At 68.0% G+C, this 23,747-nt stretch carries 22 protein-coding genes; 13 read left to right on the forward strand and 9 right to left on the reverse strand.

Translation table 11 applies throughout. From position 1 onward, the window contains the following. Positions 1 to 42: 42 nt before the first annotated feature. The 6 genes from BHS09_RS01735 to ileS are packed head-to-tail and all read left to right on the forward strand — an operon-like array spanning position 43 to position 7,477. Positions 43 to 825, forward strand: coding sequence for a TadE/TadG family type IV pilus assembly protein (locus tag BHS09_RS01735; RefSeq protein ID WP_237077943.1), 783 nt, complete (start codon positions 43 to 45; stop codon positions 823 to 825). Further along, positions 822 to 2,465, forward strand: coding sequence for a TadE/TadG family type IV pilus assembly protein (locus BHS09_RS01740; protein ID WP_174259169.1), 1,644 nt, complete (start codon positions 822 to 824; stop codon positions 2,463 to 2,465). Before BHS09_RS01735 ends, BHS09_RS01740 begins: the two co-directional genes overlap by 4 nt. After that, positions 2,462 to 3,484 carry a pilus assembly protein gene (locus BHS09_RS01745; protein WP_237077944.1) on the forward strand — a complete coding sequence of 341 codons (1,023 nt, stop codon included), beginning with the start codon at positions 2,462 to 2,464 and terminating at the stop codon, positions 3,482 to 3,484. Before BHS09_RS01740 ends, BHS09_RS01745 begins: the two co-directional genes overlap by 4 nt. A 1-nt stretch (position 3,485) precedes the next feature. After that, the gene (locus BHS09_RS01750; protein WP_140786791.1) at positions 3,486 to 3,809 is read left to right on the forward strand and encodes a hypothetical protein; all 324 of its coding nucleotides are present in this window, start codon (positions 3,486 to 3,488) and stop codon (positions 3,807 to 3,809) included. Between the two features lie 42 nt (positions 3,810 to 3,851). Further along, a complete protein-coding gene (locus BHS09_RS01755) occupies positions 3,852 to 4,541 on the forward strand; it encodes a hypothetical protein (RefSeq protein WP_140786792.1) in 690 nt (229 codons plus the stop codon). Positions 4,542 to 4,576: 35 nt separating this feature from the next. Further along, positions 4,577 to 7,477 (forward strand): isoleucine--tRNA ligase, encoded by a 2,901-nt coding sequence (gene ileS, locus BHS09_RS01760; RefSeq protein ID WP_140797004.1) that lies wholly within the window; start codon positions 4,577 to 4,579, stop codon positions 7,475 to 7,477. A 72-nt stretch (positions 7,478 to 7,549) separates the two neighbouring features. Here the strand turns inward: ileS and BHS09_RS01765 are convergent, their stop codons facing one another. The 7 genes from BHS09_RS01765 to BHS09_RS01795 form a co-directional block, all read right to left on the reverse strand. Further along, entirely contained in the window at positions 7,550 to 8,197 is a 648-nt protein-coding gene (locus BHS09_RS01765) for a pilus assembly FimT family protein (RefSeq protein ID WP_140786794.1), read from the reverse strand. 2 nt (positions 8,198 to 8,199) lie between these two features. Then, positions 8,200 to 9,414 (reverse strand): PilW family protein, encoded by a 1,215-nt coding sequence (locus BHS09_RS01770; RefSeq protein WP_237077945.1) that lies wholly within the window; start codon positions 9,412 to 9,414, stop codon positions 8,200 to 8,202. Beyond that, complete coding sequence (locus tag BHS09_RS01775) at positions 9,411 to 9,944, reverse strand: type IV pilus modification PilV family protein (RefSeq protein WP_140786795.1); 534 nt, start codon at positions 9,942 to 9,944, stop codon at positions 9,411 to 9,413. The genes BHS09_RS01770 and BHS09_RS01775 overlap by 4 nt, the downstream gene beginning before the upstream one ends. Then, entirely contained in the window at positions 9,941 to 14,188 is a 4,248-nt protein-coding gene (locus BHS09_RS01780; protein WP_140786796.1) for a PilC/PilY family type IV pilus protein, read from the reverse strand. Before BHS09_RS01780 ends, BHS09_RS01775 begins: the two co-directional genes overlap by 4 nt. Next, positions 14,188 to 14,655 (reverse strand): c-type cytochrome, encoded by a 468-nt coding sequence (locus tag BHS09_RS01785; protein ID WP_140797005.1) that lies wholly within the window; start codon positions 14,653 to 14,655, stop codon positions 14,188 to 14,190. The genes BHS09_RS01780 and BHS09_RS01785 overlap by 1 nt, the downstream gene beginning before the upstream one ends. A gap of 14 nt (positions 14,656 to 14,669) precedes the next feature. Continuing rightward, complete coding sequence (locus tag BHS09_RS01790; protein ID WP_140786798.1) at positions 14,670 to 15,413, reverse strand: hypothetical protein; 744 nt, start codon at positions 15,411 to 15,413, stop codon at positions 14,670 to 14,672. A gap of 239 nt (positions 15,414 to 15,652) precedes the next feature. Beyond that, positions 15,653 to 16,411, reverse strand: coding sequence for a Mut7-C RNAse domain-containing protein (locus BHS09_RS01795; protein ID WP_174259171.1), 759 nt, complete (start codon positions 16,409 to 16,411; stop codon positions 15,653 to 15,655). A 237-nt stretch (positions 16,412 to 16,648) separates the two neighbouring features. On the opposite strand from BHS09_RS01795, the gene BHS09_RS01800 reads away from it, so the two are divergent. Next, a complete protein-coding gene (locus tag BHS09_RS01800) occupies positions 16,649 to 18,052 on the forward strand; it encodes an endonuclease/exonuclease/phosphatase family protein (RefSeq protein WP_174260481.1) in 1,404 nt (467 codons plus the stop codon). 58 nt (positions 18,053 to 18,110) lie between these two features. On the opposite strand, the gene BHS09_RS01805 is transcribed toward BHS09_RS01800, so the two are convergent. Further along, positions 18,111 to 18,464 carry a hypothetical protein gene (locus tag BHS09_RS01805; RefSeq protein ID WP_140786800.1) on the reverse strand — a complete coding sequence of 118 codons (354 nt, stop codon included), beginning with the start codon at positions 18,462 to 18,464 and terminating at the stop codon, positions 18,111 to 18,113. Positions 18,465 to 18,605: 141 nt separating this feature from the next. On the opposite strand from BHS09_RS01805, the gene lspA (BHS09_RS01810) reads away from it, so the two are divergent. The 5 genes from lspA (BHS09_RS01810) (at position 18,606) to BHS09_RS01830 (ending at position 23,067) form a co-directional block, all read left to right on the forward strand. After that, complete coding sequence (gene lspA, locus BHS09_RS01810; protein ID WP_140786801.1) at positions 18,606 to 19,202, forward strand: signal peptidase II; 597 nt, start codon at positions 18,606 to 18,608, stop codon at positions 19,200 to 19,202. 33 nt (positions 19,203 to 19,235) lie between these two features. Next, the gene (gene lspA / locus BHS09_RS01815; RefSeq protein ID WP_140786802.1) at positions 19,236 to 19,844 is read left to right on the forward strand and encodes a signal peptidase II; all 609 of its coding nucleotides are present in this window, start codon (positions 19,236 to 19,238) and stop codon (positions 19,842 to 19,844) included. Between the two features lie 87 nt (positions 19,845 to 19,931). Further along, positions 19,932 to 21,236 carry a prolipoprotein diacylglyceryl transferase gene (locus BHS09_RS01820; protein WP_140786803.1) on the forward strand — a complete coding sequence of 435 codons (1,305 nt, stop codon included), beginning with the start codon at positions 19,932 to 19,934 and terminating at the stop codon, positions 21,234 to 21,236. 41 nt (positions 21,237 to 21,277) lie between these two features. Further along, positions 21,278 to 22,450, forward strand: a complete 1,173-nt coding sequence (locus BHS09_RS01825; RefSeq protein ID WP_140786804.1) for an MXAN_5187 C-terminal domain-containing protein — start codon at positions 21,278 to 21,280, stop codon at positions 22,448 to 22,450. A gap of 230 nt (positions 22,451 to 22,680) precedes the next feature. Then, a complete protein-coding gene (locus BHS09_RS01830) occupies positions 22,681 to 23,067 on the forward strand; it encodes a hypothetical protein (protein WP_140786805.1) in 387 nt (128 codons plus the stop codon). On the opposite strand, the gene BHS09_RS01835 is transcribed toward BHS09_RS01830, so the two are convergent. Continuing rightward, positions 22,983 to 23,342, reverse strand: coding sequence for a LytTR family DNA-binding domain-containing protein (locus BHS09_RS01835; RefSeq protein WP_237077946.1), 360 nt, complete (start codon positions 23,340 to 23,342; stop codon positions 22,983 to 22,985). The two genes, BHS09_RS01830 and BHS09_RS01835, sit on opposite strands and share 85 nt — an antisense overlap. A gap of 45 nt (positions 23,343 to 23,387) precedes the next feature. Between BHS09_RS01835 and BHS09_RS01840 the strand changes: the two genes are divergently transcribed. Beyond that, positions 23,388 to 23,741, forward strand: a complete 354-nt coding sequence (locus tag BHS09_RS01840) for a hypothetical protein (protein ID WP_162520978.1) — start codon at positions 23,388 to 23,390, stop codon at positions 23,739 to 23,741. Positions 23,742 to 23,747 lie beyond the last annotated feature (6 nt).

Here is a 23,747-nt window from a genome sequence, read left to right on the forward strand (position 1 = left end):
GTATGTCCGATCGCAGCTGAATCCCCGGAACATACGTTCGCCATGAATTCTCAGCGTCCGAGCCGTGGAAGGCAGTCCGGCCAGGCGATGGTGGAGGCGGCTTTGTCGCTTCCGCTCGTCGTGTTCCTGGTCTTGGGCACGCTTCAGCTGTTCCTGATGCTGCAGGCGCGCGTGCTCGCGCAGTACGCGGCCTTCCGCGCGACGCGCGCGGGCAGCGTGGCCCATGGCGAGTGCGAGCGGATGAGCCACGCGGCCATCCTCGCCTTGTTGCCTTCGTTCCACTCCTTCATCGGCATGCGCACGCCGGAGGTCGGCGGCGAGCACGGTGGTGGCGTGGGCGCACCCGAGCGGCTGGCCATGGCCTTCGCGCCGCGCCGCGACAACCGGTACCAGGCCGGGCTGGACGGCGTGCACACCGGCAGCATCGTGTGGATCAACCGCGGCCTGGCGGGCGGCGGCGTGGAGAGCCCGCAGGACCGTGGCTTCGACGACCCGGGGCACCTGCGGCGCCTGGAGGTGCGGCTCATCTATTGGTACCCGATGCGCATCCCCTTCGCGAACTGGGTGATGTCCCGGATGTTCCTCGCGCAGCTCGGCATCCAGGACTACACGGCTGCCAATCCGCTGGTGCTGGCCGAGCGCAACGCCAACTGGGGCGCGGGTGAGTTCACCAGCACCTACGCGTTGGCGGCGGACGTGCGCGACGAGCTGGCCAGCCGCGTGGGCCGCCGTGAGTACGTGTTCCCCATCGAAACCAGTTTCACCATGCGGATGATGACGCCCGTCAAGGCGCGTCACTTCGCCTCCATGGACTGTCCCCGATGAATCGTTCTCATTCCCGTGGCCAGACGATGGTGCTGTTCGCTCTCGGCACGTTGCTCATGGTGCTGATGGTGACGCTGACGCTGTCCTTCACCATGAAGGTGCGCGAGCGCATCGAAGCCCAGACGGTGGCGGACGCGGCGGCCTTCTCGAACGCGGTGGCCACCGCGCGCACCTTCAACAACATCGCCGTCATCAACCGCGTGCAGATCGCGCACGCGGTGGCCCAGGCGGGCGCCGCCAGTCTGGTGAGCTGGGCCAGCCTCTACCGCGCGCAGCTCAACGCCGCTCGCGGGGGCTACAGTGACTGGGAGTGGCCGTATCAGCTGAACGTCATCACCGGCTGCCCCTGCGCCTGGAAGAGCGCGTCGTGCGCGCGGCGCTGCCGCTGCGGCAGTAAGGGGCTGCGCGACCTGGGCAATCTGCAGCGGAAGCTGCGCATGGAGGACCAGCGGGTCAACGCCGTCTTCCAGGCGTATGAGCCGCTGTTCGCGCTCCAGATGCGCGGGCACCAGCTGGCGCAGAACGCGCTGTACCTCGCCCAGCAGCAGAACTACCAGGAGCTGAAGGACGCGGTGGACTCGCAGCGGTTCACCAACCAGATTCTCTCCAACATCAACCCAGGCGCGAACGCCACCGATGCCGCGTGGCAGGTGCCGCCCATCGGCGGCGTCAACAAGGACGAACTCACGGGCGGACTGGCCTGCACGCAGGGCGGCGCGGTGTGCGACGTCCCGGCGACGGTGCAGCACGCGGTGAATGCCGCCATGGGCAGCCGCGGCTTCCACTTCGTCACGTGGCGGCAGGACCTGGACTACGTCGCGCACCTGGCCAACCTGGCCTGGGTCATCAACCCGCCGGACATGGTGCTGGTGGAGGTGGCGACGCAGGGCACGACGCACTTCGGCAAGAAGGGGCGGCAGATGCCGATGATCATGCCCTTCGCGCCCGCCATCACCGCCGAGGACGAGGGCAGCATCCTCTATCTCTACAACCACATGGCCAACGGCGGCGGCGCGCCGTGCCCCGCGGCCGTGGGTGGCACGGAGGGCGTCGAGGCGAGCCTCGTGTCCTCCGGTGGCGCGATGCCCACGCCCGAGCACCGCTGGACGGGCGGCAGCGACCCCAGTCCCTACATGCGGCACATGCTGATGCCTTGCATGAACCCGGTGTCGAGCTGCCCGGGCATCTGGCCACTGTTCCTGGACTACAACCTCACCCAGTTGCTGGACGGCGGCGACAACAACTACGGCCAGCCCAAGAACTTCGCGGTCGTGCAGCGCAACCTGCGCACGCGTGAGCTGGACCCGTGGGACTACTCGTTCCGCTACCGCTTCGAGCGCGGCAGCACCGGCACGCAGTTCGACAACCGCAGCTTCCAGATGGCGGATGGGACGGCCAACGACGTCCAGACGGCCATGGCCACGGGCATCGCGTACTTCCACCGGGGCCACAGCGTGGCGTTCCACCACTGGAGCGAGCCGCCCAACCTGCTCAATCCATTCTGGCGGGCCACGCTGGTGGCAGCGGACACGGACGAGTCCGGTCTGGATGACGCCGCGAACACGCTGGACCTCAGCGCGCCCGCCGCGGCCCGCACGCTGCGGGCCCTTCGCTCCGTGGGCTACAGGGGAATCCAATGATGAAGAAGACCCTTCGCTCCAGGCATGCCCGGGGCCAGTCGCTGGTCGAAGCGGCCCTTGGCGTCACGCTCTTCGTCACCATCGTCACCTTCGGCATCCATTTCGCCGAGGTGGGCTTCCTGTCCTTGAAGGTGCAGGAGGCCGCCATCTCTGCGCTCTGGGATGGCACGCATGGGCAGATGCACCACATCCCCGTGAACTACGACCCCGCGGGCAGCTCCATGCGGGACGCCGCGAATGACGCCCAGGCGCGCTACGCGGACTTCAACGGACTGTCCTCCACGACGGGCGCGGGCATCACCCAGGCGCTCACCACCGGCAGCAACATGGCGGTGGATTGTGAGATGGGCGTGGGCGTGGACTGGGGCGGCACGGCCGTCACCCGCGCGACCTATCGCGACAACGGCGGCACCGCGTGCCGCGCCTCCGCCACCCTGGCCGCGTGGCGCTTCCCCCGCTCGTTCCTGGACCAGGGCGAGGCCGGCCTCTACAAGAAGCGAAATATGGAGGATTCGCTCGCCAGCCTGCAGGTCTGCGCGGTGGGGCGTCCGGTGGGCGGCCGCTGCACGGGCAGCTACTCCATGCTCATCGACGACTGGGGCCTGGCCGGCCAGTTGGAGGCCGCCACCTGCAACATCATCATGCAGGACCAGCTCCTGCCCTGCACCAACGCGCCGTACCATGCCGCGGTGTTCAGCATCTACACGCCCACGGTGCTCGCCATCCCCGGGGCGGCCAGCATGCTGGCCGAGCAGACGCTCTTCTGGAACCCGCTGCCGCCCACGGCCCTGGCCATGGTGGGCCTGGGCATGAAGGAGCGGACGATGTGGATCAGCGCCGCAGGCGAGGACGTCATCAACTTCAATCAGTTCCCCACCTTGATGGACCCCATCAACATGGGCGTCTGGGGAACGTCTCCGGGTTCGGCGCTGGGTGGCATCACCACGCTGCCGTACGCGGCGGCCCACCTGCAGCGCTTCAGCAAGGGCGCGTGCTTCCTTGGAAAGGACTGCGACTGACATGATTCGCTTCTCTGGATGGATTCAGCTGGCCCTGGTGTCGGCGGTGTTGTCGTCTCCCGCGGCGCTGGCCGGGCGGACCGAGTGTGAGGCGGACTGTGGTGGCAAGGCCGGGTCGACGCTGGCCGAGTGCACGTCCCGGTGTCCGAACGGGGGCCGGGATGCCGCGTGTGCCTCGCGCTGCACGAAGAAGTTCCAGGAGCAGTTCGCGGCGTGTTCGAAGCGCTGCCCCCCACGGGACAACATCGAGTCGCCTCGCAAGACGGGCTCGCGCCCGCAGCCCCAGGAGTTCGATGTCCCGGCCGAGGACGCGGTCGTCGAGTAGCCAACCGGCCGGTGAGGGGCGGCCATCTTCGTGGAGTGACGGATGAAGCAGGTGCTGCAGGGACTCCTCGCGGGAGTGCTGGTGCTGGTGGCCATGGAGGCTCGCGCCCAGCGCCTGCCGTTCACCTGGGACGTGCCCAAGGTGGTGGCGGTGGTGGACGTGCCGGGCACCGTCATGGCGGAGGGCGTCCCCGTGCGGATGTCCGCCGTGCTCAGCGCGGAGAAGCCAGAGGTCATCGGGCAGCACCTGGTGTCGCGCTTCCAGGCCTGGGAGCTCCATGTCCCCAAGCCGTCGCTCCAGCCGCAGCTGCTGCGCGAGACGATGATTACCGCGCTCGATACCAAGCAGTTCATCTCCTACACGGCCATCCTTCAGGCCAACCCGGACGGCACCACCACGGTGTTCATGGGCGAGGCGAACCTGGCGCAGGGACGGCAGCAGCCGCAGTCCTCCGTGGCGCCGGTGTTTCCAGGGGCCGCGGACTCGATGAAGGCGGAGACGGAGTCGGCGCGCACCCTCACGTATTCCGTCAACGCCAAGCAGGCGGAGGTGGAGGCCTTCTACCGGACCGAGCTGGGCAACGCGGGCTTCCGTGAGGAAGAGCCGCGCCTGTTCCGCTCGCCGAACGAGGAAATCAAACTGTCGTTCTCTCCCACGAAGGAGGGCCGGCTGGCGGTGGTGGTGGTGCGCCGGACCGTTGCCCAGGAGCCCGCGAGTCCCACCGCGGATTGAAGCCCTCTGGGGAGCGTGTTACGGCCGCTGTCGACATGAGCGACACGCCCCCGAAGGACAAGGACTTCAAGGATTCGGTCAACCTGCCGCGCACGGATTTCCCCATGAAGGGGAACCTGGCGCAGCTTGAGCCGCGCATGCTCGGCTGGTGGGCGGAGCGAGGGATTTGGGGGAAGATTCTGGAGCAGAACGCGGACGCGGAGCCCTTCGTCCTGCCCGACGGTCCGCCCTACGCCAACGGCCACCTGCACGCGGGCCACGCGCTCAACAAGGTCCTCAAGGACATCGTGGTGAAGTACCGGAACATGTCCGGCCGCCGGTGTGACTTCATCCCCGGCTGGGACACACACGGGCTTCCGATTGAGCAGGCCGTCGAGAAGCGGCTGAAGGACAAGAAAATCGACAAGCGCACGCTGGCTCGCGACGCCTTCCTGGAGGCATGCCGCGCCTATGCGCTGGAGTTCGTCGACATCCAGAGGGCTGAGTTCCAGCGCTTGGGCGTGTTCGGCTCGTGGGAGCAGCCGTACAAGACGCTCGACTTCACCTACGAGGCGCAGGAGATCCGCGAGCTGGCCGCCTTCGCGAAGCGCGGCATGCTCTACCGCCGCAAGAAGCCCGTGTACTGGTGCCTGTATGACCAGACGGCGTTGGCGGAGGCGGAGGTGGAGTACGAGAACCACACCTCGCCTTCCGTGTACGTGGCCTTCCAGGCCGGCGCGGAGCTGGCCGAGCGCGTGCCTTCGCTGAAGGGCAAGGACGTGGCCTTCGTCATCTGGACGACCACGCCGTGGACGCTGCCGTCCAACCTGGCCGTCGCCGTCAACCCGGAGTTCGAGTACGTCTTCTACCAGCTGGGCGCGCGCGTCATCTGCGTGGCCCGGGAGCTGCTACCCAAGGTGCTGGCGGAGGTGAAGGCGGATGAGCTGGCGGTGAAGCACGTGGAGCTGCCCGGCGGTGAAGTCTCCGCGGCGGCGCTGGTGGACCCGTCGCGCATCCTGGCGTACGCGCGCGGCGAGGAGCTGGAGCACCTGACGTACCAGCACCCGTTCTATGAGCGCCGGGGCCGCGTCATCCTGGGCGAGCACGTGACGCTGGATGCCGGTACGGGCCTGGTGCACACCGCGCCGGGGCACGGCCAGGAGGACTACGAGGTCGGCCTGCAGTACGGGCTGGACATCTACAACCCCGTTCGTCCGGATGGCCGCTACGACGACACGGTGGGGCCGGCGCTGGAAGGCCGGCGCGTGTTCGAGGCGAACCCCGTCGTCATCCAGTTGCTGGTGGAGAAGGGCGCGCTGCTCAACGGCGCCACGGATACGGTGGCGCACACGTATCCGCACTGCTGGCGCTGCCGCAATCCCGTCATCCTGAGCGCGACGTACCAGTGGTTCATCCCCATGGACGCGCCGTTCCACGGGACGCAGACGTTCCGGCAGGTGGTGCTGGAGCAGGTGGACAAGGTGCAGTGGGTGCCCTCGTGGGGGCACAGCCGCATCCGCGGCATGCTGGAGACGCGGCCGGACTGGACCATCAGCCGCCAGCGGACGTGGGGCGTGCCCATCTGCATCGCCTACTGCGAGGGCTGCGAGGAAGCCGTGGTGTCGCCCGAGTTGATGGAGCGGGTGGCCGCGGCGGTGGAGAAGGAAGGCGTGGGCGTGTGGTACCGCACGCCGGTGAAGGACTTCCTGGGCGCGGACTTCCAGTGCCCTCGCTGCGGCAAGGGTGAGTTCCGCCGCGAGACGGACATCCTCGACGTGTGGTTCGACTCGGCGTGCATGTTCTCCGCGGTGCTGGAGAAGCGGCAGCGGATTCCGGCGGACCTCTTCCTGGAGGGCAGCGACCAGCACCGCGGTTGGTTCCATTCGTCCATGCTGGTGGCGGTGGGCACGCGCGACATGTCGCCGTACAAGGCCTGCCTCACGCACGGCTTCGTGGTGGACGGCCAGGGCGAGAAGATGTCCAAGAGCCGCGGCAACGTGGTGGCGCCGGACAAGGTCATCCAGCAGTACGGCGCGGAGGTGCTGCGCCTGTGGGTGGCGGCCAGCGACTACCGCAATGACGTGCGCCTGTCGGACCAGATTCTGAAGGGCCTGTCGGAAGGCTACCGGAAGATTCGGAACACCATCCGCTACGCGCTGAGCAACCTCTACGACTTCGACCCGGCGAAGCACGCAGTGCCGGAGGCGGAGCTGCTGCCGCTGGACCGCTGGGCGCTGGGGCGGCTGGCGGAGGTGGTGGCGCGGGTGCGCAAGGCGTACGAGGACTACGAGTTCCACCTCGTCTACGCGACGGTGGTGGACTTCGTCGCCGGTGACTTGTCGGCGGTGTACTTCGACATCCTCAAGGACCGGCTCTACACGTGGCGCGCGGACGGGCAGCCCCGGCGCGGCGCGCAGACGGTGCTGTACGAGGTGGCCTCGGTGCTGCTGCGCCTCCTGGCGCCGGTGATGAGCTTCACGGCGGAGGAAGCGTGGCAGACGCTGCCGGGCAAGCCGGCGGAGAGCGTCTTCCTGGGAGGCTTCCCGGTGGTGTCCGCGAAGTTGGACCCGGCGCTGGCCGAGCGCTACGCGAAGCTCTTCGCGGTGCGCGGCGCGGTGCAGGGCGTGCTGGAAGCGGCGCGGCGGGACAAGCGCATCGGCTCATCGCTGGAGGCGCGGGTGGTGCTGACGGCGGAGGGCGCGGCGCGCGACTTCCTCCAGGCGAACCGGGCCGAACTGCCGGGCCTCTTCATCACCAGCCAGGTGGAAATTGGGGACGTGAAGGGGGACGCGGCGCAGACGTTGGAAGTGGCACAGGCCTTCGGCGAAGGCGTCCGCGTCACGGCCGAGGTGCTCCCATCGCACGGCGAGAAGTGCCCGCGCTGCTGGACGTACTCGGAAGCGGTGGGGCAGGGCGGCGACGTCTGCCTCAAGTGCCGCGAGGCCCTGGCGGCGTAGCGGGTTGCCTGCGAGAAACCCTCCCCGGCGGGTGTGTCCGGGGAGGGGCGTGACGTCAGGCGAGGCGCGAGCTCAGTTCGCGCACTCCGCCACCGGGCGGTCGATGGCCGCCTGGGAGTTGCAGTCCAGCACGCTGGCCAGTCCTGTCCGCGGCTCCACCATGATGAGGCTGCGCGCGCGGCCCGACGTGAAGTCGAAGCGCAGATTGCCCGGGGCGGCGGCATCCAGCGCGGGCAGGTCATCCATGAAGTCCCGCATGCAGCTCAGGTCGCCCGGGCGCACGGGACGGCCGGAGCCGGGCATGTAGCAGAGCCCGTGAATCGCAGCCGCGTTCATGCTGACAGGGATGACGATGTCCGGGCCGAGCTCGCTGCAGCAGTTCGGGTTGGCGCGGCAGGTAGTGTTCTCACATCCGTTCGCGGGGCAGCTGGCGTTATCCCAGTCATTGCCGCAGCGGAGTTGCTCCCACCGGGCCACCGTGCGCGAGGTTCCATCGCCGCGAGGGACGTTCTCGTCCACGACGATGCGCACGGGCTGGTTGGTGGAGAGGGCGCGCTGCCGGGCACGGAGCGTGGAGGCCCACAGCTCGCGTGTGGCCTCGTTCTCCCGCTGGCGGTCGACGGGGGTCTGGATGCCCACCAGCGCCGCGGACAGCAGGATGGCGGCGATGGCCACCGTCACCATCATCTCCAGCAGCGTGATTCCTCGTGTGTGCTTCATGCTCAATTTCCCACCGGGACGGGGAGCAACCCACCCGCGGCGAAGTTCCGGAGCGTCACCCGGAAGGTAAAGGTGCGCCGCTTGAAGCCATCAATGGGAAGTTCTTCCAGGTCCAGTTCGATGGGGGCGTCTGGGTTGAAGGCTTGCCGGTCCTGCCGCGGTGTTCGGACCACCAGGGTGACCTCCACCTCACGGATGCGTTGCCGCAGCCGCATTCGCAGCTCGTCGTCTGTCCCAGGGGCGACCAGTTCGCTCGGATGCTGGTCAATGGCACAGGTTCCAATCGTGCAGGCGTCAAGCTCCGGAAGGCCCGTGGCCACATCGGGGAACCAGCGGAAGCCCAGTGGCGGGACATGGCTCATGACACCCAGCCGGACCTTGAGGCGCTCCACGTCCCGGCTCAGGACCACCCAGTCTGCTGCGCCCGTGCCTAGATACTCTAGCGTGGGCGTTCCGCTGGCCCAGTTGACCCGGTAGGCCGCACTCTGGGCCGGCATGATTCGCCAGGACTCCTGGTCTGGACGGTCGACTCTCCAGAGGGGGTCGACCGCGTTACCACATGGAGGGTTGTTCGTGGGGTCCGCGCCGAAGCCTGGATCGGCCGTGACGGTGTTGCCGCCCGTGTTCACATTGAGGACGCGGAGATGGCAGGCCACCTGTCGGTTGGGATTCACCGCGAAGGCGGGAAGTGAGGGCGTAACGGTGGGCTGAAGCCGTGGGGAGGGATTGGGGGTCGTGCAGAAATCTTGCGCCCCTGAGCGCACGGTGGCGCCACAGTTGGCCAGCGTCACCATCCCGCGGGTATCGCCCCAGTGGAGTTGCAGGACGTCCGACACGAACTCCTCGTAGGGGCCCGCGGGCGGCAGTGCGAAGTTGGGATCCGCGGGAAAGGGACGAGTGACGTCCACCGCGGAGAGGTCCGGCTCGGTCCACACCTGGATGGCCGTCTGCGTGCGCACGTCGCTGAAGACGATGCGCGCATTGCCCATGCCCGTGCCGGCGCGCTGCAGGTCCGCGGCAAGCAGGTCCTTGACCACCCGGCCGGTGGACTGGGCCAGCATCGTCTGTTCCTCGAAGTGGGAACGACGCTGCATCTGCATGGCCGCCACCAGCCCTGCTCCGAGCACGATGAGCCCGATAGCGCTCGCGATCATCACCTCAAGCAAGGTGAAGCCACGCGGCATCCGGGGCTGAGTCCGCATCGAAGAAAATCTCACGGCGCCATCCTCGTCTGAAGCATCACTACTTGCCGGTCGCGCCGCCCTGGCTCCAGCCAGCTCACAGTGACGCGGACGTGGGCGATGTTCCCCGCGGTGTCTGCCTGCCCGGGAATAAGGTTCCGCGTCAGGTCCGCCGGAACCGTGGAGCCCGGCTCGATGGTGGCGAGCTGAGAGGGAACGTCCACGTCCACGACGACCTGGTACTCACGCGCGATGACTTCCGGATTGGGAGGAGCGACGTTGCGCAGTTCCCCCGAGCTGGTCTGGAAGAGGGTGTAGGTTTCATCCAGGCCCACAAGGTTGATGCACGGCGGTTGCACCGTGCAGCCCAACAGCGTGATGTTCTCCAGTGCCTGCTCGGCGATGAGCTGTGCCTGCGTGGCGCTGAGGCTGCGCCGGTTGGAGGTACTGGTCTGGGTCACCACCATCATCGCCGCGCCGATGCCCAACAGCAGGATGGCCATGGTGGCCAGCACCTCCAGGAGCGTGATGCCCCGGGAGTGCTGGCGCCTGTTCAGGGACGTCACTGCTGAATCCTCCCATCCGGGCTGGGCGCGTAGATGAGCACCTTGGAGCGGGCAATGCCTCCGTTGGCGTTGCCGGTGTTCCACTCTCCGCTGCCCTGGACCCTCACTTCACCAAGTGCCGTGGGAATGAGGAGGTGCCCGTCATGCACCACCGGTGCATTCACCGCATGGCCACCCAGCGCCACGCTCTTCATCTCAGGGGCGCTGTTGCCATCCGGAAGCTGGCCGGACTCATAGAACCGGCCGCTCTCGGTCTCGCTCAGGTTGCAGATGTCCGCCGCCGCACCCACCGCGGTGCTTGCATAGACCTTGTCTCCCGCCAGCGTCACGCCACCCCACACCGCCTGGCCTGGATCCAACTGCTGCACCCATAGCGGCTCCAGCAATTCGCACGGGCGCGTGCCCGAGGGGTCGGTGTCTTCGAAGCCCAGCAGGTGGTACCGATAGCTGCCTTTGTTCGGAGGGCCGTCGGAGAACTCGTCCGGATTGTCACCCGTGCCGAAGTAGAAGCGGACCACGGGGGACCCGCTGTTGCGGACGATGCTCACGCCGAGGTTGGAGTGGATTTGCTGGTAGACGGGGTCCTGTCCCGTTGCCGCGTCCGGGTGGTCCGCCAGGGTGACCGGCGCACTGGCCACCTTGCACGTCTTCACCTTGCGGCCCAGGGGCGCGCTCGGGTTCACCGTGTCCAGGTTGATGCGGTAGACATTGCCTGCCGTGGTGGGCACGTACATGACGTCATAGTTCCCGTCGCGGTCGAGGTCGATGAGCGCCGTGCTTGCGGCGATGCCGAAGCCTTGGTCCAGGGTGATGATGCCGGCCCTGGTGCCACCGGGCGTCGTGCCGAAGTCGAGCGGCTGCCCCGTCTTCAGGTCGATGAGGTAGAGGGCACCGGCGTGGTTCAGGGAGGTTGGCACGTAGTCCGTGCCGAGGACGGCCGTCCACTTCCCTTCCGTTCCCGAGCCCCACGTCAAGCGGCCAATCGACGGCGAATGGCTGGAGCCGGAGGTGTCCGGGAAGTCTACGGTGGGGTCCGCGACCTTCGCCGTGGAGAACGCCAGTTCGGTGCTGGGCTCGCGCAGGTTGAACTCCCAGAGCGGCAGCGGGTACCAGGCATCATCGGGGTGGGTGATGTCGAGCGCGACGACGGCAGGGCTGTTCTTGCCGGAAGCGCTGACCAGGACCGTCTTGGCACCCTGCGTCTTGTTTGCGGAGGTCGCGCGGGTCCAGGCAGGCTGTCCGGGGATGCCGAAGTCCACGTTGGCGATTTGGGGCGATGCATCCATGGAGGGCCGGGGCAGGTTTCCCGAACCGTTGAAGCGAACATAGGTGTTGCGGTACCGCTCCAACTGCATGCGTGGCATGTACGTGAAACGCTCCGTGCCCGAGCCGTAGTCGCGGGGCGTGATGTTGCCCGGTACGCAGCTCGCGGTCGTATCGAAGTAGCCGCGCACCTGCGTGCCGGGCGCGCAGTTGTCGTGCGTGGAGTTGCGGAATGCGCCCGCTTCGAAGGCGTGTAGATATCCGTTCATGGTGCCCACGTAGGCCACGGTCGGACGCGTGGCGAGCGGCTCCATGAAGTTGCGGCGGTACAGGTCTCGTTCGCCAGCGCGAGCGTTCAAGGCCCAGGTGTCGAGGTACGGTGGCATGTTGATGGCCACGGTGGACATGTTGATGCCACCCAGCGCCCAGGGACGCCGCTCGTTGGCGGGCCCGGGGGTGTAATGGTCCTCCCAGCCGTACAGCCACTCCCGCAGGAAGTTGCGGTCGTTGGTGTGGTCCGTCACGCGCTTTTCGGGCGCGGTGATGGAGGGCGTGCCACATCTTCCGTCGTTGTTGAGGTCGTACAGGTACCGCCCGTTCTGCTCCAGGTCGCAGAGCGAGTCCGGGAAGAGCGGGCTGGCGCTGCTGGTGTCCGTCATCTCGTCGGAGATGGTGCTGCGGTTGCCCGCCGCGTTCATCGTGTAGAGCTTGCGCTGGAGCGGGTCGGAAGCATGTCCATTCGTGCCGAAGGTGAGCGCCATCACCCGGCCGGCGTCCCACCGCTGGACGGCGTTGGTGACGCTCGGATTCTCCGGGTCGTAGAGCGAGCGGAAGTAGAGCCGGCCGCGGACGGTGAAGTCCTTGTTGCCGTCATAGGCGCGCGTGCCGGGCGCGGGCATGCCACCGCTGGGCCAGCTTCCATCCCGGCCCCAGGCGCTGCCCGGTGTCTCGTTCACGCCCCAGACGATGGCGTTGCCCAGCGTGGAGGGTGAGGCGCGCGAGTAGCTGCCGGCCCGGACAGCCTGGTAGCCCACCTCGACGTCGTCGATGATGGGACGGCACAGCTCACTGGGGCTGGTGATGTCCACCTTCCAGCAGAGCTGAGAGCCGGTGAAGCCCATGGACATGATGTCCAGCTCCACCTCCTGGGTGGGCGGAGACGTGTCGGGGAAGTGCACCGGGAACCACGTGGGCGTGTTGGGGTTGGGGATGCACTCCATCGCCCCGGTGTCCGGGTTGGGCTGGCAGACGCGGCAATCCACCGCCAACGAATAGGTGATGGTGGGCCGGGGGCCGTCCGTGGGCGTGCAGGCGCCAGGGATTTCCTCCGTGAAGCAGGGGGGGCCGCCGGCGCACGTGCGCGGCTGGGGCGCGTAGTCATCCTGCCGCTTGAACCGCACCTTCGTGATGACGAAGTCGTTGGCGATGTCAGGCGACAAGTCACCAGACACCGTGGCGGAGCGGATGCTGCCGCCATTCTGCTTGTTGATGACGAACACCACGTCGTTGAAGTCGCGGTCACCGCCGCCGGGGATGTCCTCGAAGCCCAGAATCCAGCGGAAGGGGTCCGTGGTGGGCGCGCCCACGATGACGTGAGGCATGGGGTTGCGCACGCCCGCGGGCCTGGGAATCGTCACCCGCTCCATGGGCATCACCAGGTTGCCGTAGAGTTCGTCGTTCGCGAGCCGGTACAGCGTGGTGCCCCACTCGTCGATTGGCCCGTCCAGCCAGCCGCAGTAGTACTCGTTGGTGTCCGCGACCCGGCACGCTTGGCTCGGGGTGCTGGCGGGATTGTCCCGGTTGCAGCCTTCCAGGTACTGGCACCCGATGTTTCGCTCGGCGACGACGGTGCCGCCCTCGGGGTTCTGGTCCAGGTTCCACGCCGCCTTGGAGAAGAAGACGTTGATGGACGTGCGCAGGTGCAGCGCGCAACGGCCATCGGGGTCCTGCTTGAGGCAGGGATAGACGTAGCCCTCTCGGGGACCGTGGTTGCTTTCGTAGTAGACGGCGGTAAAGAAGACGATTTCCTTGCCACCCTGAATCATCCCCAGGTCCACGGTCCGGTCGTACGCCGTCACACCGGGGTCCGGGTCGACAGCGCGGAGCAGGCCTCGCGGGTCGTATGCGGACACGTTGTAGTCGGGGATGCCTTCGGAGTAGTCGCCGACGTCCTGCACCGGCGCCAGGTTGCGGTGGGTGGTCCGGCCCGAGTCGTCATCGGCGAGCAGGAAGACCATCCGCCCCAGGCCCATGTCTCCGTTGCTGGGCGAGGGGGGCTCGAGCAGATTGGGGAGGTGTGCGAAGAGTCCCCGGTCCGAGAAGTTGTTGTCGGTGACGGTGCCCGAGGCGAAGACGCCCACCTGGTCCGTCCGGTTCCACTCGCCGCCGAGTCCCGGCCGCGCATCCGCGAGGTTGATGTTGTGCTGGATGGTGGCGTCGCAGTTCACGTTCAGCGCGAGCTCGGGCTCGCTGTACTGCTCGCCGCCTGAGGTGAACTGGCGCGTGCAGCGACGGGCCTGGCCAATGTAGGGCCGGGCCTTGGGCCCGTTCCGGGGCGCGAGGTTGAACAGGTCCTCGTGCAGGTCCAGGATGCCGTTTTCGTTGGTGTCGAGCAGGTTGCCGTTGGCGTCGACGTACCCGCGCTCACGCAGGTCGTCCATGTACATGTAGCCCAGCGAGTGCGAGGCGCCGGCGGACTCGTACACGTAGCTGATGGTGACGTTCTGGTCGAACGGGAAGAAGATCCGCTCGACGTTCAACGCCGTGAGGTTGGTGTTGAGCTGGAGTCGGGCCGGATTCTCATCGGTGATGAGAATGCTCGACTCCTGAATCTCCAGGTTCTCGTCGCTGAACTCGGGCTGCTTGTTCTGGTCGAGCTGGTCTTCACACAGCTTGGCCGGCGTTTCCGAACCGGTCTGTGCATGGGCGAGCGGCGCGGTCAGTAGGGCGAACGCCGCGAGCGTATGGGTAAGGGTGCGCATCACTTCTTCCCCTGGGAACGGCGGGACGGGTCATTCGCCTTGCGTTGCTGCTGCGCCTGGCGTGTCGCGAGGTCTTGCTGGAACTGCTGACGCAGCAGCTCTTCGCGTGATGGGGGCGGCGGATGGATGCTGACCGCCAGGTAGTTGAGGAGCAGGTCCCGGTCATCCACGCGTACCAGTCGCGTGTCGCAACTCGTCTTGGGCTTGACCTGGGTGGGGCTCGCAATCCACGTGCGCAGTTGCTCGGGCGTCCGCTTCGGAATCAGTGGGCCCAGGTCGATGCCGCGGCCGCGTTGCTTCGCAGGCGCCGGCTTCGCCGCGGTCGCCGTCTTCCCGCTGCTCTGGGACTGCAGGCTGATGGTGTGGCAGCTGGCGCAAGCCTTGTCGAAGGCGAGCTTGCCTTCATCCGTGGCGCCAGCGGCCAGGCCCGGCAAGAGCAGAAGCGACAGAAGGGAGAGTCGTTTCATTGGGAGGGCTCAGCTCAAGGAGTGGAGGAAAGGACTACGACCTCGTTTTCGACGTCGATGGGCTCGTCTTCCCCACTGTCGTGAGTGCCTTCGGGGCCACCCGTATCCGACCCGGAGCCAGGCCTGGTGACGGCTGGCGCGTTCTCATTGGTAATGAGGGCCTGGATGACGGCGCGCGTGGGACGGCTGCCCGCGGGGCCTACGACCTCGCCCACTGCAATCAGCCAGACCTGCTTGTTGGTATCTCGAATGCCCTGGTTGGCCGGGGTGGGGTCGAGGGGATCGAGGGGGTCCTCGTCGTCCCGCGCGAACACGCGGTAGCGCACGTTCTGCTGAAGAGGGAAGGATGCGTAGGCTTCACCTGTCGGACTCTGGCGCTCCGATGGCGCCAGCTCCGCCTCGACGATGGCCAGCGAGTTCCAGGTCCCGACTCCCCCTGGCCCCGGCAGCACCTCAAGGAAGGGGCGGTCTCCACCGTTCAGTCCGGGTTCGTTGATTACGGGCAGGTTTGCGAGCGTCCCGCTATAGGACTGATCCGTTCCCAGCCGGATGCGCATCGCCTCGCGCCCCTCGGCCAGTCCCGCCTCCGCCGCGAAGTACGCCTCCTTGTAGCGGCGGCCGTCACCCTGGACTTCCGCCTCGCGGCTCACCACGCCGTAGCTGAGGAGCACCGCGAGGGTGACCATCGTGACGACGCCCATGGCGAGCAGCAGCGTGAAGCCACCTTGCCGCCGTCGGGCTGTGGGACGTTGCACCATGTCGCGGGACTCCCTTGGACTCTGGCCCTTGAGGGCGATGCCAGTGTTCGTCACTAGGCAAATGCCGTGCCTGAGCGGCGGCACTGTAACTGGCCGGAACTCGTGGGCAACGTTTGGATCGCACTTCAGGGTTGGGTCTCAGGAGACCTCGCAAGAGTTGCGGAGTTGCAATTACTTGCGGAGTTTCCGTTACGACCTGGTGACTTCTCGGGTTCCAATGTTCTGAGCAAACCGGACGCCTACGGGGCGCCTTCGAGCTCGCGCAGCCGGTCCACCAGGGCCTGCATTCGCTGGTGGTGCGTGCCGGCCCAGTAGACGCGCTGGCAGTCCGGACACTGCTGGAAGCGCGAGTGCCGCTCCGCCACGCGCTCGGGGATGCGGCCGGCCACCTCGGACGGCTCGGCGGAGGTCAGCGCGGCGTTGCAGGCGACGCAGCGCGAGAAGGGATGCATGCGGGACGTCAGCCCGTAGCGGCGCACCACCTCCACCAACTGCTCCGCCGGGTCCGTCGAGCGGGGGAAGTAGCCACGCAGGACTTCGCTGCGCTTGAGCACCCCGATGTCACGCGAGAGGAGGATGCGGTCCTCGTCATGTGAGAGCCGCGCGAGCGTGTCGTCCGCGAAGTCGTTGCGCCACAGGGCGTCGAAGCCCAGCATCCGCAAGAACCCCACGAGCCGTCCCAGCCCCACGTCGAGCACGAAGCGGGGCGTGTCCTGGAGCGGAGGCCCCACCCGGACGCCGGGCGCCTCGTCCATGGACGCGGGGTAGACCTCCACGCTCGAGCCCGGCTGCACCCGGTGCGTGAAGTCCACGGCCTCTCCATCCACGCGCACCACGTCCACTTCGGGGTGGGGCGGACCCAGGGACTCGATGAGGTCCTTCACCGACGGGCGGCCTTGCAGCGCGTGGCGGAACGCCTGATGCCGGTGCTCGGGGGACAGGAAGTCGTTCAGTGCGCCATGGAAGCGCATCGTCACCTGGGCCTTCGGCTGTTCCATGTCCACCCTCCGGCCCGCGGTGTCGCGGCCCTCCGTGCTTCACGGGGATGTTTCTGCGACTGCCGTGCCGGGTCCGCCAGACTTCCCGTGAGGGTTTGGGGGGACTGCGTAGATAAAATCGTGCAGCCGTGCCATAAGTCACAGAGTTGTCACATCGAGGGTTTCTATACTCCCGCCGCCGTCCGCACCTGGGTGTCGCCGGCGATTTCCCCCCTCTCGACTCCAGAGTCCGACAGCATGAAGAAGACGCTCACCTCTCTCCTGTGCGCGGCGGTTTCGCTCACAATTCTTTCCCTGGCGTGTGGTGAGGGCAACCCGCCTCAGGTGCCGCAACCGCTGGAGGACGGAGGGGTTCTCTGGACGGAGTGCAGCCCCGAGGGCGCGAGGGAAGACTGCTCGCAGGACGAATCCTGCATCTTCGTCGCGTCCCATGACCGCCACCTGTGCGTCCGGGCCTGTGATCCGCAGACCGCGTGCGAGCACCCGGATGCGATCTGCTGCCCCTCGTCCGGAGACAGTGCCGAGGGCGGCCACTGCGTGCCGAGCAACGCGTGCGTGCCGACCGACGCGGGCGTGGACGGCGGCTCGAACGAGGAGACGGACGGCGGCGCCCTGGATGATGGCGGCACGACCACCGATGACGGCGGCACCCAGGAAGAAGACGCGGGCGTGGACCCGGAGCCGGATGCCGGCACCGACCCCGAGCCGGACGCGGGCGTGGACCCGGAACCGGATGCTGGCACCGAGACCGACGCGGGCACGGATGCCGGTACGGACGCGGGGACCGACGCGGGCACGGATGCCGGTACGGACGCGGGCACGGATGCCGGCACCGACGCGGGCACGGACGCGGGCCACACCCCCATCCGGGTGATGGCGTCCAACCTCAGCAGTGGCAACTACCAGTCCTACGATCCGGGGCACGGCATCCGTCTCATCAAGGGCGTGGACCCGGACATCGTGCTGATGCAGGAGTTCAACTACGGGAACAACTCGGCGTCGGAACTCCGCTCGCTGGTGGACCAGATTGCGCCGGGGTTCCACTACTCCCGTGAGACGGGCGCGCAGATTCCCAATGGCGTCATCAGCCGCTGGCCCATCATCGAGTCCGGCCAGTGGCCCGACCCGCGCGTGTCCAACCGGGACTTCGCCTGGGCGCGCATCGACATCCCCGGTCCCCGCGACCTCTGGGCGGTAAGCGTGCACCTGCTCACGTCCAGCTCCAGCAACCGCAACGCGGAGGCGCAGGCCATCGTCAATCAGGTCCGCTCGCAGGTTCCCGAGGACGACTACCTCGTCATCGGCGGCGACCTGAACACGGACAGCTTCAGCGAGGCCTGCTTCGCCACCTTCCGGCAGGTCGTGACGACGGCGGGTCCGCACCCGGCGGACCACAACGGCAGCACGGGCACCAACCGCAACCGCAACAAGCCCTACGACCAGGTTCTGGTGGACCAGGACCTGCGCCAGTACCAGCAGGCGACCGTCATCGGCTCCAGCACCTTCCCCAACGGGCTGGTGCTCGACAGCCGCACCTACCGGCCGCTGTCGGAGATTTCCCCGGTGCAGTCCGGCGACAGCAGCGCCTCCAACATGCAGCACATGGGCGTGGTGAAGGACTTCCTCGTCCCCAACTTCTGAGGGGACGCCCTTTCTGGCGGGTTCGCGGCGGCCATCCTGGGCCGCCGCGGGCCTCGGCTCAGAAGCTCCACTTGTGCTTGTTCCGCTCGATGAAGCGCGCCACGGGAGGAATCCGGGCGATGAGCGGCGTGAGCACGAACACCGCGGCCAGTCGCAGCGGCTTCACCACCTGCGACGCCGCGTAGGCCGCCGCCCAGCTACCCGCCTTCTCGCCGGTGCTGCTGGGCTGGAAGCCGAACTCGATGGCGGCGTAGAAGCCCACGACCACCAGGCCGAAGATGACGTAGTTCACCACCAGCGCCAGCGGCCCGTATTCGAGCATCAGGTTCTTGAAGCGGGCCATCAGCGAGGGCTTCGCTGGCTTGGCCGCGGCCTCGGTGGGTGGGGGCGTGTCGGAGACTGAAGGATTCACGTCGGGCTCAACAGGCGGCATGGTGACACCATGCCCCAAACCCGTGCTGGCCGGGAAATGGAGCGAGCGGACAAGGAAGGGGCGGGTGGGCACTCTTCGTTGTCAGGACTCCGGGGAGCGGGATAGAGGAGGGCGCGCGACATGAAAGTCTCCCATCGATTCGTCCTCCTCGTGATTGTCGCGGTGCTCGCCGCAGACCAGGTGACCAAGTACCTGGCTGTCTCTCGGCTGACGGATGCCCTGGATGGGCGGGAAGGCCTGGCGCGGGTGACGGGCTTCGTCACCGAGCAGAACCTGGACAACCGCCCGCCGCCCGAGGACGGGTCGTACCGGGTGTTGCGGCCCTATCGCTTCATCGAGGACTACTGGCACTTCCGCTACGTGGAGAACCCGGGCGCGGCCTGGGGCATCTTCGGCGACATGCCCGAGGGCGTGCGGCGCCTCTTCTTCCTCGTGGTGAGCCTGGTGGCCATGGGCTTCATCTTCGTGATGTACCGGCGCACGCCCATGGAGCAGCGGCTGGCCCGGGTGTCCCTGGCGCTGGTGACGGGCGGAGCGCTGGGCAACTTCGTGGACCGGTTGCTGCGGGGCTACGTCATCGACTTCATCGACTGGCACTGGCGCAACCAGCCGGGGATGCGCTGGCCGACCTTCAACGTGGCGGACGTGGCCATCAGCGTGGGCGTGGCCCTCTTGCTGCTGGACTCGCTGCGGACTGCGAAAACCCCCAATCCGTGACGGGCGGGCGGCGGCTGGTGTAAGTCCCGGCCCGTGCCGCGCAAATACATCATCCTCCTCGCCGTCACCCTTGGCGTCATCGTGCTCGACCAGTGGACGAAGTACCTCGTCGTCCGCGAGCTGACCACCCAGATGGAAGGCAAGGAGAGCCTGGGCGAGCGCCTGGCCGCGATGTACTCCGAGCCGCCCCCCAAGGGCTTCACGGGGATGCACTATCAGCCCCGGCGGCACATCGAGATTTCGGAGTCGTTCTTCCGCATCCGCTACCTGGAGAACCCGGGTGCCGCGTGGGGCATGTTCCGGAGCATGCCGCCGGAGGCGCGGGGGCCGCTCTTCCACGTGGCCATCATTGGCGCGCTCATCCTCATCACCTTCAACTTCCGCAAGCTGACCGGCACGGACCCGGAAGAGAAGTGGGCGCTGTGGGGGCTGCCGCTGGTGCTGGGCGGCGCGCTGGGCAACTACATCGACCGCGTCGCCCGGGCCTTCGTCATCGACTTCCTCGAGGCCCACTGGTTCGACAAGGCGACCTTCCCGTCCTTCAACGTCGCCGACGCGGCCATCTGCATTGGCGTGGGCATGCTCATCGTCGACTCCTTCGTCCGCAAGGAGAAGCCGGCCCAGGCCCCCACCCAGGCCTAGTCCGCCGAATCGGGCCGAGCAGCCGGTCGGGCCCGGATGCGCGCATGCGTGTCGTCCCGCCCGCGCAACGAGGGTAGCCTTGTTGCCATGCTCCCCGTCCTCGTCCACCTCACCTTCACTTCGCTCTGGTCGCAGCTCCTGCTGTACGCGATGGCCGCGGGCACGGTGGGCTACGTCGTCTTCAACGGCTGGCGCAGCGCCGAGGGTGAGCTGGATGCCCGGACGGGCACGCGCGCGCCAGTGTCCTCGCAAGACAGGCTGCTGCGGGCCGCGGGGTATGGCGTCGTGGGCGCGGTGCTGGCCTGGTTCGCCCTGCAGTACGCGCTGCCGCCCGGGGCCTTTCCGGGCGCCAAGGGCGAGGGCATCCCCGTGCACACCTATGGCCTGCTGCTGGCCCTGGGCTTCACCACCGCGGTGACGGTGGCGGGCCGGCTGGCGCAGGACGAATGGCGCACGCTGGAGCTGAAGGATGGGGCGTGGGTGGACGTGGAGGGGCCGAAGAAGCGCGAGCAGATCATGGACATGACGGTCTGGATTCTGCTCGGCGGTATCGGCGGGAGCCGGCTGCTCTTCGTGCTCGTGAACTGGCAGGACTACGCCCGTGACTGGACGCAGGTGCTCTCCCTGGGCGGAGGGCTCGTCTTCTACGGCGGCTTGATTGGCGCGTCCGTGGCCGCGTACGTGTTCGCGCGGATGCATGGCCTGGACTTCTGGCGCCTCGCCGACGTGTGCATCCCCACCGTGTCGCTGGGCCAGTGCCTGGGCCGCCTGGGGTGCTTCAGCGCGGGGTGTTGCTGGGGGGACGTGGCGCCCGCGCATGCCGCCACCGCGGTGCACTTCCCCGGCAACGGGGTGGCGCAGGACCTCCTGGGCGGGCTCGGCAACACGTCCAGCCTGGCGTATTCGTCCCAGCTCCAGGACACGCGGTACGTCGTGGAGGCTACGGGTGAAATCTTCCACCACGCCGCGCCTGGCGCGGTGCGCATCTCAGACTGGGTGGCGCAGCAGGGCCACACCCTGGGGGTGTACCCCACCCAGCTCTTTGAGTCCGTCGGGCAGTTGGTGCTGTTCGTGGGGCTGCTGTACGCCCGGCGCTACCGCCGCTTCCATGGCCATGTCCTGGCGTTCTGGCTGATGGCCTACGCGGTGCTGCGGAGCACGGTGGAGCTGTTCCGAGGGGACGTGGAGCGCGGCACCCTGCACGGCCTGCTCCAGTCGCTGGGGGCGGGGGAGTTGGCGGCGGCGGTGCCCCTGGAGGCGTGGTACAATGTCTCCACCAGCCAGTTCATCTCCCTGTGCATGTTCACCTTTGGCGCGGTGCTGCTCGCCCAGAAGGGCCGCCGCCGGGAGAGCGAGGCGGCAAGCCTGGGGCCTACCCCCTCGGCTGCGTGAGGTTGAATCGCGCGGGCCTCTTGGGGACACTCTGAGGAGTCATGCCGCCCCCCGACGCCCGACAGTCCGCTTCCAAGAGCTTCGCTGGCAGGTCCACCTCGGCCGACCCCGGCTCCAGCGAGGCCGTCCTCCAGGAGTGCGAAGTCCTGGAGGCGGAGGTCGCCGTCCTCCGCAACCTCTATGAACAGTACTTCCTGGGCTACGAGCGTCAGGCGCCGTCGCGTGCTCACGAAGACCTCAAGAAGCGGATGAACAAGCTGAAGGGCGCGTTCATCCGCAGCACCTCCGCCAAGTTCCGCGTCGCCAGCCTGTACAACAAGTTCCTCACGTACGAACGGCTGTGGGTGCGCACGCTCCAGGAAATCGAAGCGGGCACCTATCGCCGGGATGTCTTCAAGGCGCGCCGCCGCGCGGAGGGCCGGAAGGCCAGCGCGACGGGCGCGGTGGGCCAGAAGGGCGTGGTCGAGCTGCCGGAGGACATCTCCGACATGGACTTCGAGGAGGTGGAGGAGTTGAGCCGCCCCCGTCCCGTCAATGAGCCGCAGGTGGCCACCAGCTATCTCCAGGCCACGGGTGGAACGCCGTCGAAGGGCACGCCCGCGGTCGCGCCGCTGATGCCCGCCATCGCGCCCCTCACGCCCGCGGTGGGAAGCACGCCGCTGCGAGGCACCCCCGCCGTGGCGCCGCTGACGGGCATTCCTTCCGTGGCGCCCGTGGCGGGGACACCGCCGCGCGGCCTGCCCACCGTGACGTCCGCGGTGGCTGGCACGCCCGCCCACGGCACGTCGGTGGCGCCGCCGGGCATGGCGGCGAAGGCACCGGGCGTCGTGGCCAGCACGCCGCCTCCGTCGCGGCCCGTGGCCACCGGCACCGGGAGCATGCCTCCCCCGTCGAAGGCCCCCGGAACGGGCGCGGCCGGCAGCATCCCTCCGTCGTCGCGGCCCGCTTCGATGCCACCTCCCGCCACGGCGGCACGGCCTCCCTCGGCGAGCGGCGGCGGGATGTCGGACGACAAGCTGCGTGCCGTCTACGACGCGTACGTCACCGCGAAGCGCCGCTGCCAGGAGGACACGTCGAAGCTGTCCTACGAGTCGGTGGCGGCCACGTTGCGCAAGCAGGTGCCGGAGCTGCTCAAGCAGCACAACGCGAAGGCGGTGGAGTTCAAGGTCGTCATCAAGGACGGCAAGGCGTCGCTCAAGGCCGTGCCGAAGTAGACGTCACCGGACAGTGCGCGGGCGTCCGCACGTCGTTGGCTGGACGCCGGTGTGCGCGCACCCCCTTCCGCCGCCGACCTGCCCCCCGCGCCGCCAGTGTCGGGAACCGTCGCCTGCTGAAAAAACGACTGCCTCTGCTGCTTGAGCGGGTTGTCGCCCCGGGGGTGCCTCCCTAGCTTGCGTTTCGCGTAAGCGGCCGGTGGGCGGCGCGAGACACTGCGGGAGGCGACGTGGGGATTCGGCGGAGGTGGCTCGGGCTTTCCATGGTGATGGGACTCTCCCTGGGCACGGGGTGCATGTCGCCCTCTCAGGAGGCTCAGGAGCGTCTCTCGGCGCTGGAGGCCGAAGGCGAGGCGATGGACGCGGTGCTCGACTCCGTCGAGGAGCGGCTCCTGGGCAACCAGGCCATGCTCCAGACGTGGCAGGAGCTTGGCCGCCGCCACCAGCAGGTGACGCAGCTGCACTGCGAGACGTCCGACCCGCACATGGTCGCGATGATGAAGCACTACAAGAAGCAGGAGGACCGCGCGCGTCAGCTCAAGCGGCGCGGCAGTGGTGTCGCCTCGGTGGACAAGGCGGTGCTCACCTCCGGCAAGGCGCCGCGCGGCAACAACTGACGGCGGGACATCTCCACCTCGCGGCCACTGCGCAGGCGCGCCACCAGCGTGCCGCTGGGCCCTGGCTCCAGGGACTCGATGAAGTCCAGGTTGATGCGGTGCTGGCGGCTGGCGCGGAAGCAACGCGCCGGGTCCAGCCGCTCCTCCAGATAGGTCAGCGAGCGCAGTCGCAGCGGCTCGTGCCCATCCAACGTCAGCCGCGCGTAGTTTCCCTCGGAGGTGATGAGCGGAACCTGCGCGAGCTGCACCCGCCAGAAGCGCTCACCATCCTTCACGAACACCCGCTCCAGCGGCGCACCCGGTGTCTGTCCGTGCAGCCGATGCCCGAACCCCCGCGGCCTCAGGAGGGCCCGTCCAATGCCACGGACGCACAGGCGAGCGAGCCCTTCGCGGTGTACCTGGTGCACAAGCTGCTGGCCGAGCAGGGCTTCGCGCCGGAGATGTTCGCGGAGTCGGAGCTGCGCGTGGCGGTCGCGCAGAAGCACATCCTGGTGCACTTCTTCGCGGGGACGGCGCTGCCGCTCATCCTCCACGAGGAACTGGCCATGGTGCTGATGCGCCAGGGACGTGAGGGCGAGGCGCGCACCTTGATGCAGCCCATCTGCAAACCGGGCGAGGACGGGATGCTGCCGCCGAGCCTCATCGAGCGCGGCCGCTGTCGGCCAGCGCCGTGAAGGGGC

It is taken from the genome of Myxococcus xanthus (assembly GCF_006402735.1).
Classification (GTDB): domain Bacteria; phylum Myxococcota; class Myxococcia; order Myxococcales; family Myxococcaceae; genus Myxococcus; species Myxococcus xanthus_A.

Excerpts from the sequence above, each read along its gene's own strand:
- BHS09_RS01800 (WP_174260481.1), top strand. The coding sequence starts at position 16,649 with ATGAAGAAGACGCTCACCTCTCTCCTGTGCGCGGCGGTTTCGCTCACA.
- BHS09_RS01785 (WP_140797005.1), bottom strand. The coding sequence starts at position 14,655 with ATGAAACGACTCTCCCTTCTGTCGCTTCTGCTCTTGCCGGGCCTGGCC.
- BHS09_RS01765 (WP_140786794.1), bottom strand. The coding sequence starts at position 8,197 with ATGAAGCACACACGAGGAATCACGCTGCTGGAGATGATGGTGACGGTG.
- BHS09_RS01790 (WP_140786798.1), bottom strand. The coding sequence starts at position 15,413 with ATGGTGCAACGTCCCACAGCCCGACGGCGGCAAGGTGGCTTCACGCTG.
- BHS09_RS01820 (WP_140786803.1), top strand. The coding sequence starts at position 19,932 with ATGCTCCCCGTCCTCGTCCACCTCACCTTCACTTCGCTCTGGTCGCAG.
- BHS09_RS01735 (WP_237077943.1), top strand. The coding sequence starts at position 43 with ATGAATTCTCAGCGTCCGAGCCGTGGAAGGCAGTCCGGCCAGGCGATG.
- BHS09_RS01750 (WP_140786791.1), top strand. The coding sequence starts at position 3,486 with ATGATTCGCTTCTCTGGATGGATTCAGCTGGCCCTGGTGTCGGCGGTG.
- ileS (WP_140797004.1), top strand. The coding sequence starts at position 4,577 with ATGAGCGACACGCCCCCGAAGGACAAGGACTTCAAGGATTCGGTCAAC.
- lspA (WP_140786801.1), top strand. The coding sequence starts at position 18,606 with ATGAAAGTCTCCCATCGATTCGTCCTCCTCGTGATTGTCGCGGTGCTC.
- BHS09_RS01795 (WP_174259171.1), bottom strand. The coding sequence starts at position 16,411 with ATGGAACAGCCGAAGGCCCAGGTGACGATGCGCTTCCATGGCGCACTG.
- BHS09_RS01840 (WP_162520978.1), top strand. The coding sequence starts at position 23,388 with ATGCCCGAACCCCCGCGGCCTCAGGAGGGCCCGTCCAATGCCACGGAC.
- BHS09_RS01745 (WP_237077944.1), top strand. The coding sequence starts at position 2,462 with ATGATGAAGAAGACCCTTCGCTCCAGGCATGCCCGGGGCCAGTCGCTG.
- BHS09_RS01740 (WP_174259169.1), top strand. The coding sequence starts at position 822 with ATGAATCGTTCTCATTCCCGTGGCCAGACGATGGTGCTGTTCGCTCTC.
- BHS09_RS01755 (WP_140786792.1), top strand. The coding sequence starts at position 3,852 with ATGAAGCAGGTGCTGCAGGGACTCCTCGCGGGAGTGCTGGTGCTGGTG.
- BHS09_RS01780 (WP_140786796.1), bottom strand. The coding sequence starts at position 14,188 with ATGCGCACCCTTACCCATACGCTCGCGGCGTTCGCCCTACTGACCGCG.
- BHS09_RS01825 (WP_140786804.1), top strand. The coding sequence starts at position 21,278 with ATGCCGCCCCCCGACGCCCGACAGTCCGCTTCCAAGAGCTTCGCTGGC.